This is a genomic window from Undibacterium sp. Di26W (assembly GCF_049340265.1).
GTDB lineage: Bacteria > Pseudomonadota > Gammaproteobacteria > Burkholderiales > Burkholderiaceae_D > Undibacterium.
In genome coordinates this window covers 1-12,873 of record NZ_JBMPOR010000018.1, presented here as the reverse complement: position 1 = coordinate 12,873, position 12,873 = coordinate 1, and the positions used below count along the sequence as shown (strand labels likewise).

Below are 12,873 nucleotides of genomic sequence, written 5' to 3'. Positions count from 1 at the left end.
GCACTAATTTGTCGTTTGTTTGCCTATTCTTCACACTATGCAGTGTTAGCTTCACATACAATCAAACTGCAGCACTGACTCTCCCTTGCGCATTGGGTGCAGGCTGCGTGACTACCATTCATCAAATAATGCAGATCCTGCCATCAGCATGGGCTAAAGGCCAGAGATGATTAAGGAAGCTCTCTCGCTGTCATACGCACACCTGTTGCGCTGCATAAACCAGTGAGACCACGTCATGAAACTCAGTACCCGCATCATTCTGCTGTGCGCCATCACCCTCTTCGGTATCTCCGTCATTTCCATCATTTCGCTGTATTCCCTGCGCCAGAGCATGATGAAGGAACGCAAGGAGCAGATTTCCAACATGGTCGAAATGGCCTATGCCGCCATAGAAAAAGCCCATGCGCTGGAACAGGCGGGCAAGCTGTCGCGTGATGATGCCCAAAAACAGGCCAAACTGGCGATTTCCAGCTTCCACAAGGATGAAATGTATTTCTTTGTGCGCGGCTACAACGACGATTTGCTGCTGGTACACCCCAAAGCCTCACGCATCGGTGTTCCACAAAAGGATATGAAAGAATCCGGCGACCGCTATCGGGCTTCACTGGCAAACAGCGCCCTGGGGATCGTGCAAGCCCCTGGTACTCGCCCTGGCGTTGAGGCAGCGGTCGATAAAATCTATGCCGTAAAAAGATTTACCCCGTGGGAATGGCTGGTGGGAACCGGCACCTACATCGACGACATCAATGATTCGTTCTGGCAACAGGCCGGCATACTGCTGGGTGTGGGCTGCGTCATGATGGCCCTGGTAGGCGGCATCGCCTGGCGCATCACGCGTGCCATTCTGGGTCAGTTGGGCGGCGAGCCAGCCTATGCGGCCGAAGTGGTGGGACATATCGCCGAGGGCGACCTGACCACCGACATCAAGCTCAGGCACAATGACCAGTCCAGCCTGCTGTTTGCCATCAAGAGCATGCGTGACAAGCTGGCCGCTGTGGTCAGTGAAGTACGCACGGGCTCTGAATCGATTGCCACGGCTTCGGGTGAGATCGCCTCGGGCAATCTGGATTTATCCAGCCGTACCGAGCAACAGGCCGGTGCGCTGGAAGAAACCTCATCCACCATGGAAGAGCTGACATCCACCGTCAAACAAAATGCCGACAATGCCAGACAGGCCAACCAACTGGCGATTTCTGCTTCTGAAGTGGCGACCCAGGGCGGCAGCGTGGTGGGTAAAGTCGTGGCCACCATGGGTTCCATCAATGAATCATCGAAGAAAATTGTCGATATCATCAGCGTCATTGACGGCATTGCCTTCCAGACCAACATCCTGGCATTGAACGCAGCAGTAGAAGCGGCACGCGCCGGTGAACAGGGACGCGGCTTTGCCGTCGTTGCCAGCGAAGTGCGCAATCTGGCGCAGCGATCCGCCTCTGCCGCCAAAGAAATTAAAACCCTGATAGACAGTTCGGCAGAGAAAGTGGAAGAAGGCGGCAAGCTGGTGGCCATCGCCGGCTCCACCATGGATGATGTAGTGGCCAGCGTCAGGCGCGTCACCGATATCGTCGCAGAAATTGCTTCGGCCAGCCAGGAACAAAGCTCCGGCATAGAACAGGTCAATCACGCCATCGTGGATATGGACAATATGACGCAACAGAATGCGGCACTGGTTGAACAGGCCGCTGCTGCTGCCCAGGCCATGAATGAACAGGCAGACGCGCTGGCGCAAGTGGTGAATATTTTCAAGGTCCGCATGGAACCGGCCAGATCGGCGAGTCCGGTTAATTCACATAATCCTGTCCATCGCGCCAAACCCCACGACAACCCACGTTTGCCGCGTTGAGTTGCGCGCACAAGTATCACAAGAGGTCAATGTCATAAAAAAAGAGATGCCATGGCATCTCTTTTTTCGTCTTGCTGATCTTGCTGATCAAGACTGATCAGCAAAAATCAGTTATCAGGACAGATTCCAGACATATTCCAGCTTGGTCCATGCCTGCTGCGGTTTGCCATCTTTTGCACCCGGTTTGAATTTGCAAGAGGTGTAAATTTTTTGTGTTGCTTTGTCCAATGCCTTTGAGCCGCTGGATTTTTCGACTTTGGATTCAACAACGCTACCATCAGGGCCAACCAGAACCGACAATACTACGGTGCCGCTTTCTTCATTCATCAGCGCAGATTTTGGATAAATCGGTTTTTCACATGTTTGTTTATCAACTGAAGGGGCGATTTCGTTGGCGGAAACAGACACAAAGGAAGCGAGCAGCGCAACAGCTAAAATAATTTTTTTCATGGAAGTCGATGATAAATAAAGGATTTTTCGAAAGTAAGGAATTGCCCAACATTGCCAGGAATTGCCACATAGAAACACGAAGCGTATTTTACTGCATATTTTTTCCGCATAGCAACATGTTTCTGCAAAACATCTTTCCTCGATCAGCATGTTGAGCAAACCTGCCAATACCCTCTATATAACCAAGCTTTTGCAGTGACGGTAATCAGGTTTGTTTATCGCACTGCAATAACAATAACAACAATGTCACCCACCGAATGCAGCACCCGCTTAAACATTTTGCCTTTTTGAATGATTTCCGCTAGCCTGAATTCAGGCTTGCCGTCTGGCTACGGGTTTGTACAAGAAACTACAAGAAACAACATCAGGAGGAGACAAAATGAAATTCTTGAAATTGCTTGCAACTTTAGTCACTTTATTGTTACTCAGCCACCTGCAACTCGCTCATGCTGAAGACAATCCCGCTGATGCGATCGCTATGGTCGAAAAAGGGGTCGCCTATATGCAAAAACATGGCAAGGATGCCCTGGCGCAGGAAATCAATAATAAAAACCCTGAATTCATTAATGGTGCCATCTACCTGTACATGCGCGGCATGGATGGCGCCGTCATCGCCCACCCCATCAATCCCAAGCTGATAGGTAAAAACATGCTGGACCTGCCAGATGCCGACGGTAAATACTACCGCAAAGACATCCTGACACTGGCGAAGAGCAAAGGCAAAGGCTGGGTTGATTATCGTTATAACAACCCTGTCACCAAGCAGATAGAGAACAAGACCACCTATATTTTCCGCAGTAATGACGTGATACTGGAAGCGGGAATTTACAAGGGTAAGTAATCTTCACTGCACACAAAATTCAAGCACAAAGGTATCGGCTGTTTTTTTAGCGATACCTTTATAACGATATCTTTTTTACATCTTCAAGCCTGATCCTGGCAAATAAAAAGATATCCATCCTGCCATAAGTTGATTTTCGACAGTTTTGTGCGACATCGTACAGACGCCCGCTAACATGCCGCGTAGTTTGACCTCACGGAAACATGACATGCCAACGGGAAACACTTATGACGCAGCGAATACTTATTATCACCAACGACCTGACTGATCGCGTATCACTTCAGAATGCACTGCGCGAAACCAGTGATGGTCCCTATGACATCCTGATCGCAGGCAGCCTGTCAGAGGCCATCACGCAGATTCAGAAACACAAGGTGGATGCCATGCTGGCAGATTTGTATCTGCCCGACAGCGAGGGCATCGCGACTTTTGACAGCCTGTTCGCCAATGCGCCACAGATTCCTATTCTTACCCTGTCCGGTGATGATGAAACGCTCGCCATTGAGGCAGTCAAGTCGGGGGCCCAGGGTTATTTGACCAAGGGGCATTTCGCCAGTTACCTGGTACCGCAATCCTTGCGCAATGTCATACTGCGAAAAGCGGTTGAAGAGGCCATCTACATCGAAAAGGTGCGGGCAGAAATCACCCTCAACTCCATCAGCGATGCCGTCATCGGCACGGATATGGAAGGCAATGTTGACTATTTGAATGTCGCCGCAGAACATATGACCTTGTGGACCAGAGAAGAAGCGCGCGGCCAACCAATTACCGTCGTCATGCCCATCATACATAGCGAGAACAGGCAGGAAAAAGACAATCCTGTGGCAATGGTATTGCAACAGGATATGGCGACAACCCTGACACCCGGTACCATACTTATCAGGCGTGATGGCAGTGAAGTAGCGATTGAAGATTCAACCGCACCCATCCACGATTCGGCCGGCAATATTGCTGGTGCAGTCATGGTGTTCCACGATATTACGGATGCTAAGGCCATGGCTGTAAAAATGGCCCACCTGGCACAGCACGACTTTCTCACCAATTTACCTAACCGCGCCCTGCTGAATGATCGTATAGCACAGGCAATTGGTCTCGCCAAACGGCGTGGCAGCTTTTTGGCCATCCTGTTCATGGACCTGGATAATTTCAAGCATATCAATGATTCACTGGGACATGCCACTGGTGATAAGCTGCTGAAATCCGTCACAGAACGTTTAAGCGCATGCGTACGCAATTCTGATACCGTCAGTCGCCAGGGTGGTGATGAATTCGTGATTCTGGTCACAGACGACAAGTCTGCTGAAAATGCTGCCCTGACTGCCGAGAAATTATTAAAGTCGCTGGCAGCACCGCACCATATCAACAAACATGAGCTACATGTCACCTCCAGCATCGGTATCAGCGTCTACCCGTCTGATGGCGTCGATGCAGAAACCCTGATCAAGAATGCCGATACGGCCATGTACCAGGCCAAGGACAAGGGACGCAATAACTATCAGTTTTTTAAACCCGAAATGAATGTGCGCGCCGTAGAGCGCCAGGTCATCGAAGCCAATCTGCGTGTGGCACTGGTACGTAATGAATTCTTCTTGCACTATCAACCCAAGATCAACCTGAAGACAGGTGACATCACCGGCGCAGAAGCCTTGCTGCGCTGGCAGCATCCGCAATGGGGCATGGTGCCGCCGATACGCTTTATCGGCATTGCCGAAGACTGTGGCGTCATCATTCCCGTTGGTCGCTGGGTATTGCGTGAAGCCTGTGCACAGACCAAGCGTTGGCAGGATAGTGGCCTGGATATTGCCACCATCTCGGTGAATATTTCTGCCGTTGAATTTCGCCGCCAGGATTTTGTAGAAGGTGTAAATACCATACTGATAGAAACCGGTTTACCCCCAACCTGCCTGCAACTGGAAATTACCGAAAGTGTATTGATGCGCAATGCTGAAAGCAGCATTGCCATCCTTGAGCAATTAAAAAATATGGGCATACAACTAGCGATTGATGATTTCGGTACTGGTTACTCCAGTCTCAGCTACCTGAACCAGTTCCCCATCGACGTACTGAAAATTGACCAGTCATTTGTACAAGACATAGGCAACAACAAAACCGATAGCAACGGCGTCATCGCCAGTGCCGTTATCGCCATGGGAAATAGCCTGAAACAAAAAGTCATCGCAGAAGGCGTGGAACAGGAAGAACAACTATCCTTCCTCAAGGAACAGCATTGCGAAGAAGGACAGGGCTATATTTTCAGCAGACCCGTCGGGGCCGAGCAATTCGAGAAGTTATTAAGGAAAGGAATAGCGCTCCAAACGCCAGACCTTGCTATTTCTCCCAGTTAAATAAACAGAATCAGTGCACAACTTTGTGAAAATTACTGGCGTAAAAAGATATGCAGTAAAATACTAAAATCCAAGTAATTTCTCAGGTAACAAATTGAAAATTTATGGCTATAAAAATACCGAGCTTCCTCCGGAAGAAATAATACCTGATGAATTAGCAGAAATTACCCTGCTGGCCTCGGTCGAAGAACTAAGAAAGATCGCAAGTTTCATGCTTTCTGCTGCCAATGAAATAGAAAGTAAGGGATCAAAATGGGAACATAGGCATTTATCGGACTTCGACAAACGCTTTAATGAATCGCCGCATTTTGTCATATATAACCCAAACACAGACAGCTAAAACGCCTTAGATTTCACCTATTACAACTTGGTAAAAAAACGGACATGCAAACATGTCCGTTTTTTATAAGCTAAAGCCACACAACAACAGGCTTACTCGTATTCATTGACCGGTACGCAAGAACAGAACAGATTGCGGTCACCATAGACATTATCAGCACGACCAACCGGCGCAAAGTATTTATTCTTGCGCAGGGAAGCAACCGGGTAAGCTGCCACTTCACGGCTGTAAGCATGCGGCCATTCATTGGCGATCAACACTTCTGCAGTATGTGGCGCATGTTTCAGCGGATTGTCCTTGGCATCGAATTCACCACTGGCGACCTTGGCGATTTCTTCACGGATGCTGATCATGGCATCGATGAAGCGGTCAAGTTCAGCCTGTGATTCGCTTTCTGTCGGTTCTATCATCAGTGTGCCGGGCACAGGGAAGCTCATGGTCGGTGCATGGAAACCAAAGTCGATAAGACGTTTGGCCACATCTTCATTGCTGATGCCGGTGGCATCGGTCAATGGGCGCAGGTCCAGTATGCATTCATGCGCGACCAGGCCGTCATGACCGCTGTACAGCACAGGGTAATGCGGGGCCAGGCGTTTGGCGATGTAGTTGGCGGCCAGAATCGCTGTTTCTGTCGCTGCCTTCAAACCTTCAGAACCCATCATGGCAATATACATCCATGAGATAGGCAAGATGCTGGCAGAGCCGAATGGCGCCGAGCTGACAGCAGAAATACCCTCTTCGCCACGCACATAGCCTGTCGATTTCTGGTTAGGCAAAAACTTCGCCAGATGCGCGCCAACAGCCACCGGGCCTACGCCAGGGCCGCCACCACCGTGAGGGATACAGAAAGTCTTGTGCAGGTTCAAATGGCTGACATCACCACCAAACTTGCCAGGTGCGGCCACACCCACCAGTGCATTCATGTTGGCACCATCGACATAGACCTGGCCACCATGGCTATGCACGATATCGCACAGTTGTTGTATACCTTCCTCAAACACACCATGTGTCGATGGATAAGTCACCATCGCTGCTGCCAGGTTGGCACTGTGTTTTTCAGCCTTGGCTTTCAGGTCGACCAGATCGACGTTACCCTTGTCATCGCAGGCAACCACCACCACGTCCATGCCCACCATGCTGGCCGATGCCGGATTGGTACCATGGGCAGAAGACGGGATCAGGCAGATATTGCGATGGGCTTCGCCACGCGAAGCGTGGTATGCCTGAATCACCAGCAAGCCTGCGTATTCACCTTGCGAACCGGCATTCGGTTGCAGGGACACGGCGTCATAACCGGTTGCTGCACACAGCATAGCTTCCAGTTGATCAATCATTTCACGATAACCGATGGTCTGGTCATTGGGTGCGAAAGGATGGATGTTGGAAAACTCTGGCCAGGTCACAGGAATCATTTCGCTGGTAGCATTCAGCTTCATCGTGCATGAACCCAGCGGTATCATGGTGCGGTCCAGCGCCAGGTCCTTGTCCGCCAGGCTGCGCAGGTAACGCAGCATTTCATGTTCTGCGTGATAACGGTTGAAGGTTGGATGTGTCAGGTAAGTCGTGCCGCGTGTCAGCGCTGCCGGGTAGGCATCATTGACACCTGCTTCAATCGCCGCAAAATCCAATGTAGCTGTTACGCCGCTTGCTTTGGCAAAAATCCCCCACAGGGCTTCAACATCAGCACGGGTAACAGTTTCATCCAGCGAGACACCAACCTGGGTTGCGCTGATCTGGCGCAGGTTATAGCCAGCAGCTTCAGCAGCCTGGTGGCAGGCAGCAGCATTGCTGACATTTACAGTCAGCGTATCAAAGTAGGTGGAATTGGCGATGGTCAGGCCTTGCTGTTTCAGGCCACCAGCCAGCACGCCCGTCAGGCGGTGTACGCGCAGCGCGATCTGGCGCAGGCCTGCTGGACCGTGGTAGACAGCATACATGGAAGCAATCACTGCCAGCAATACTTGTGCGGTACAGATATTCGATGTGGCTTTTTCGCGGCGGATATGTTGTTCACGTGTTTGCAGGGCCAGGCGATATGCCTTGTTGCCTTGCGCATCAATCGTCACGCCGACCAGGCGGCCAGGCATGCTGCGCTTGAATGCATCGCGGGTACCCATATAACCTGCATGCGGGCCACCAAAGCCCAGCGGCACACCAAAGCGCTGGCTGTTGCCGACGACCACGTCTGCGCCCCATTCACCTGGTGAGGCGATCAGTGTCAGTGCCAGCAAATCAGCAGCGGCGATGACCATCGCGCCCTTGGCATGCAAGGCCGCCGCGTATTCGCGGTAGTCGCTGATGGAACCATCGACGCCAGGGTATTGCAGCAAGACGCCAAAGCATTCATTCTCCAGCGCTTCGTTACCGGCACAGGTACGCACTTCTATACCCAGTGGTTTGGCGCGGGTTTCTATGATCTCGCGGGTCTGTGGCAAGACATCAGCGGCGACATAAAACACATTGGATTTGGATTTACCCACGCGCTGTATCAGCGTCATTGCTTCGGCGGCAGCTGTGCCTTCATCCAGCATCGATGCATTGGCAATGTCCATGCCGGTCAGGTCCGTAATCACTTGCTGGAAGTTCAGGATTGCTTCCAGCCGCCCCTGGGAAATCTCTGGCTGGTACGGTGTGTAAGCGGTGTACCAGGCAGGGTTTTCAAAGATATTGCGCAGGATGACGCCAGGTGTCTGCGTGTTGTAATAACCCTGACCGATCAAAGACTTCAGTACCAGGTTTTTCGACGCCAGCGCCTTCAATGTGGCCAATGCTTCCTGTTCGGATTTGGCTTCGGTAAATTGCGCCAGTGGCAGCACATCGTGACGGCGGATATTGGCCGGGACGATGGCATCAATCAGGGCGGTGCGATCTGCATAGCCCAGGGTTTTCAACATGGCGGCTTGTTCTGCGTCAGAAGGGCCGATATGGCGTGCGATGAAAGCATCGTGTGCTTCCAGTTGTGTCAGTGAAGGACGGATCATGGTATGTGAGGCACAGAAGAGTAACGTGGAGTATCAGGCGGTGCTATGCAGAGCTAACCGCATTCAGGCAAATCAAAGCAATAAGCTGGCAATATGGTGGCCATCAGGCCACCTTAGGTGCGTCAATTAAGCAATGTTCTTGGCGTAAGCTTCAGCATTCATCAAGGCATCCACGTCAGCAATATTTGCTGGTTTCAGCTTGAACAGCCATGCTGCAAAAGCGTCTGCATTGATGGCTTCTGGTGCATCAGCCAGTGCTTCATTGATGGCAACGACTTCACCAGTCACTGGGGCATAAATATCACCGGCAGCCTTGACCGACTCAACCACTGCGCAATCCTTGCCAGCGTCGAGCACGGTGCCAACTTTGGGCAGGTCAACAAAAACGATATCGCCCAAGGCATCCTGGGCAAATTCAGTAATGCCGACAGTGATGGTGCCGTCTGCTTCTGTGCGTACCCATTCGTGGGATGTAGTGTATTTCAGGTCTGCTGGTACGTTCATGATGGGCTCCAAATAAGTAAATTAAATAATAATCAGTAAGACTGCCGGTTCAAATCAGGCTGCCAGGATTTTGCCGTTACGGACGAAAGGCAGTTTGACCACAGACGCTGTCAATTGCTTGTCACGGATAACAACCTGCACAGTATCACCCACAGACACACCCATAGGCAACCGCGCCAGGGCAATCGCTTGTTGCATGGTCGGGCTGAACGTACCGCTGGTAATTTCACCCTCACCTTGCGCGCACACTACTTTTTGATGGGCGCGCAGGATACCGCCTTTTTCACGCAGGATCAAACCAAGGAACTGGGCATTCTGGCCCTGAGTCTGCAAGGCTTGCTTGCCGACGAAATCGCGTTCGCTGACCAGGTCAATCGTCCAGGCCAGACCAGCATCGAGCGGGTTGACGGTTTCATCCATGTCCTGGCCATACAGGTTCATACCCGCTTCCAGACGCAGGGTGTCGCGTGCCCCCAGGCCAGCAGGTTTGACGCCAGCGGCTGCCAGCGCATTCCACAAATCAGTGACGCGTTCGGCAGAAACAGCAATTTCAAAACCGTCTTCGCCGGTATAACCGGTGCGTGCCACCATCACTTCGCCATAGGAAGTGTCAGCGACAATCACAGCATTGAAGGGTTTGATGTCGGCACTGGCGGCCTTGGTCTCTGGCAAGACTTCCCAGGCTTTGGCACGGGCATTTGGCCCCTGCACTGCGACCAGGGCAAAAGCGTTTGCGCCATCCCGGCGCTGGGTAATCGTCAAGCCACTATTGGTTTGTGCATTGTGGGCATTCATCCATGCCACATCTTTTTCTGCCGTGCCGGCATTGACCACCAGGCGGAACCAGTTTTCGCTAAAGAAGTAAATGATCAGGTCATCGATGACGCCGCCTTCAGGCTTCAGCATGCAGGAATACAGGGCCTTGCCCGCTACCTGCAATTTATCGACATTATTGGCGACCAGGCCACGCAGGAAGCCGCGCACATTTTCACCCTGCAAATCGACGACACACATGTGGGAGACATCAAACATGCCGCAGTCAGTGCGCACGGCATGATGTTCTTCGATTTGGGAACCATAGTTGACAGGCATGTCCCAGCCGCCAAAATCAACCATCTTTGCACCAGCCGCACGATGGGCTGCATTGAGGGGAGTTGCCTTGAGTGATGTCGCTGTTTGCGTCATGAATGCCTCATTACCAGATTGAAGGGACGAACAAGCGCACGCCGACGAATGAACGTCGCATGCGTTGAAATCGCATACCCCTCTGTCCTGGTACCTGAGAGATTACGGGAGCTGTGTATGTTTGCTTCCCCGCGCGCACCTTCGGTGGGTAGCCCGGCGAATTGCTATGCCGCTACCGCTCTCCAGAGTTGGGGTAACTTTTAGCTACCCCGTTGATCGGTCCTTTTGCCTGAGAGTTTTTTGGGTATTAGCCCCTTCGGCGGCGACTTTCGTCACGCTCTCCCGATCAAGTAGCGCGATTATATAAGGCTTGCCAGGGCTTGGGTAGTTGGGTGCAGAAATATTTACAGAAAAGCTGAAGGATTAGTGAAAAAATTAGCAAAACGGCACTTCAAGGCGATGTTACCAATTCTTTAAGCAACAGAACCACTCACAAAGAATTGGGCAGTGCTCACAACAACGCACAGCAAAACACAGCAAAAATTCAAGCGATATAGCCAACCATATGGCCAATCTCTAGCGGACCATGATCAATCTCGGCGCGCCTCTGTATGAATTTGTAATTATTGTATTAAGTAGAAACAATTGCCATACAACATTGTTTGTGTTGTTACTCTTCGCTGCAGTTTTATTTCCATTGTACAAATATCGGTACAAGCAGATTTATTGTCGGCTCCGGTTTCTGATTCAAGGGAAAACGACTGCCTATGGTTTTTGATCAGACATTTTGATCAAGCATTTAAGTCTGGCAAATAATTTTTTTAACTACTAACAGATGAAGAAGTGACCGGAGAGAAAATGAATAAGCAAAAATTGAAATTGATCGCCTTTGCCGCCATCGCAGCGTCTGGCAGTATGAGTTCTGTGTATGCAGCAGATTGGCCGTCCGGCTTTTCCAAATGCGCCGATGAAGGCGAAGTCTGCAAAGTGGGTGATAAAGCTTTGCAAGTGTCGTTTGGTTTGAAAAACAAATGGGTGGTGAAATCCCTGTCTGGCAATGTCAGTTGTAACGCCGCCAGCTTTGGTGTGGCAGCGACTGCGGATATCAAAGAGAAATGTGCCATAGGCCCAGCCGGCACGCCAGATAGTGGAACCGGCAGTGGCACAGGTGGCAGCACCGGTGGCAGCACTGGCGATGGATCAGGCACGGGCACCACACCAGCCGGACACAGTGGTGGCTTTGCCGGTCTGGTCACTGGTGGCGGCGCCGTGGCAGCAGTGACGGTTAGCACTGCGGCACAAATGCAGGCGGCAATTGATGCCTACAGCGGCACTGGTGGCCTGGTGATCCGGTATACCGGCACGTTTGACTTCCGCACTATTCCTGATGCCTGCACACAATGGAAAAAGGCCAAAGGTGCGATTGTTGAAATCAAGAACAAAGGCAATGTCACCATTGAAGGCAGTAATGGTTCGGCTGCCAATTTTGGTATCGCCGTCAAAGGTGGCGCAACCAACATCATCATCCGCAACATGACCATAGGTTTGTTACCCGGTTCTATCGACGCCATCGGCATTGAAGGCCAGAGCGGCAAGTTCCCTGGCTATGTCTGGGTAGATCACAATACCCTGTTCAGTTCACTGGCAGAATGTCCGGGCGCAGGCGATCTGGAGTTTGATGGCCTGGTGGATAACAAGGCCGGTGCACATCACCTGACCTACTCTTACAACTACATCCATGATCATCACAAAGTCGGCTTGATCGGTTCCAGTGACAGCGATGCAAGCGACCGTTACATCACCTTCCATCACAATTACTATAAAAATATAGGCTCTCGTGTGCCCCTGCAACGCGGCGGCTATACCCACATCTATAACAACCTGTACAGCGACATCCAAACATCGGGCATCAATGTGCGCATGCAGGGTTATTCGCTAATCGAGAGTAACTATTTCGAGAATTCACAAAACCCCGTGACTTCCCGCGACAGCGATGTTATCGGCTACTGGGAATTGCGCAACAATAACATCAATACCCCTGCCGACTTCAACACCTACGGCATCAAATGGGTAGCCAGCGATTCCAAACCTAACCGCGACGCCACAGACTGGGCAACCACATCCCACCTGCCGGTTGGTATCTCTTACAGCTATACCCCAGATGAACCTGCCTGCCTGAAACAAAAACTGCCAGCAGTGGCTGGTGCCGGTACGTCGCTGGCTCAACTGAGTTGTAAATAACAGAGTTAACAGTAATGCTGTAGTTGCAATCTGAAGCTGAGCGGCCATCCCAGGCCGCTCCCTACTGTCCAAATAATGTAGTGGTCTAATAATAACGGACACCGAGATAGGTGGGATAATTCACTTATTGAGGAAAAGAGATGAAAGCAAAAAGAAGAACATTTGAGATTGGCTTTAAGTTGCAAGTTGTCCGTATGGTGACA

At 51.1% G+C, this 12,873-nt stretch carries 9 protein-coding genes and 2 riboswitches; of the genes, 5 read left to right on the top strand and 4 right to left on the bottom strand.

Annotated features, from left to right (window positions below; genetic code table 11):
* Positions 1-235 precede the first annotated feature (235 nt).
* Positions 236-1,843, top strand: a complete 1,608-nt coding sequence (locus tag ACO0LM_RS19250) for a methyl-accepting chemotaxis protein (RefSeq protein WP_423038994.1) — start codon at positions 236-238, stop codon at positions 1,841-1,843.
* Positions 1,844-1,957: 114 nt separating this feature from the next.
* Here ACO0LM_RS19250 and ACO0LM_RS19245 read toward each other — a convergent pair whose 3' ends face one another.
* Positions 1,958-2,293: an energy transducer TonB gene (locus ACO0LM_RS19245; RefSeq protein ID WP_423038992.1), complete on the bottom strand. Its 336-nt coding sequence runs from the start codon at positions 2,291-2,293 to the stop codon at positions 1,958-1,960.
* 379 nt (positions 2,294-2,672) lie between these two features.
* On the opposite strand from ACO0LM_RS19245, the gene ACO0LM_RS19240 reads away from it, so the two are divergent.
* The 3 genes from ACO0LM_RS19240 to ACO0LM_RS19230 all read left to right on the top strand — a co-directional run bounded on the left by ACO0LM_RS19240 (position 2,673) and on the right by ACO0LM_RS19230 (position 5,819).
* Positions 2,673-3,134 (top strand): cache domain-containing protein, encoded by a 462-nt coding sequence (locus tag ACO0LM_RS19240; protein WP_423038990.1) that lies wholly within the window; start codon positions 2,673-2,675, stop codon positions 3,132-3,134.
* Positions 3,135-3,361: 227 nt separating this feature from the next.
* A complete protein-coding gene (locus ACO0LM_RS19235; protein ID WP_423038988.1) occupies positions 3,362-5,479 on the top strand; it encodes a GGDEF/EAL domain-containing response regulator in 2,118 nt (705 codons plus the stop codon).
* 94 nt (positions 5,480-5,573) lie between these two features.
* Entirely contained in the window at positions 5,574-5,819 is a 246-nt protein-coding gene (locus tag ACO0LM_RS19230) for a hypothetical protein (RefSeq protein ID WP_423038986.1), read from the top strand.
* Positions 5,820-5,911: 92 nt separating this feature from the next.
* Here ACO0LM_RS19230 and gcvP read toward each other — a convergent pair whose 3' ends face one another.
* From gcvP to gcvT, 3 genes are all read right to left on the bottom strand, one after another.
* The gene (gene gcvP / locus ACO0LM_RS19225) at positions 5,912-8,800 is read right to left on the bottom strand and encodes an aminomethyl-transferring glycine dehydrogenase (RefSeq protein ID WP_423038984.1); all 2,889 of its coding nucleotides are present in this window, start codon (positions 8,798-8,800) and stop codon (positions 5,912-5,914) included.
* 126 nt (positions 8,801-8,926) lie between these two features.
* Positions 8,927-9,304 (bottom strand): glycine cleavage system protein GcvH, encoded by a 378-nt coding sequence (gene gcvH, locus ACO0LM_RS19220; protein ID WP_422988160.1) that lies wholly within the window; start codon positions 9,302-9,304, stop codon positions 8,927-8,929.
* Between the two features lie 54 nt (positions 9,305-9,358).
* Positions 9,359-10,489, bottom strand: a complete 1,131-nt coding sequence (gene gcvT / locus ACO0LM_RS19215) for a glycine cleavage system aminomethyltransferase GcvT (RefSeq protein WP_423038982.1) — start codon at positions 10,487-10,489, stop codon at positions 9,359-9,361.
* 72 nt (positions 10,490-10,561) lie between these two features.
* A riboswitch (glycine riboswitch) is annotated at positions 10,562-10,685 on the bottom strand.
* A gap of 11 nt (positions 10,686-10,696) precedes the next feature.
* Positions 10,697-10,784: riboswitch (glycine riboswitch) on the bottom strand.
* A 503-nt stretch (positions 10,785-11,287) separates the two neighbouring features.
* Between gcvT and ACO0LM_RS19210 the strand changes: the two genes are divergently transcribed.
* The gene (locus ACO0LM_RS19210; protein WP_423038980.1) at positions 11,288-12,670 is read left to right on the top strand and encodes a pectate lyase family protein; all 1,383 of its coding nucleotides are present in this window, start codon (positions 11,288-11,290) and stop codon (positions 12,668-12,670) included.
* The last annotated feature ends 203 nt before the right edge of the window (positions 12,671-12,873 follow it).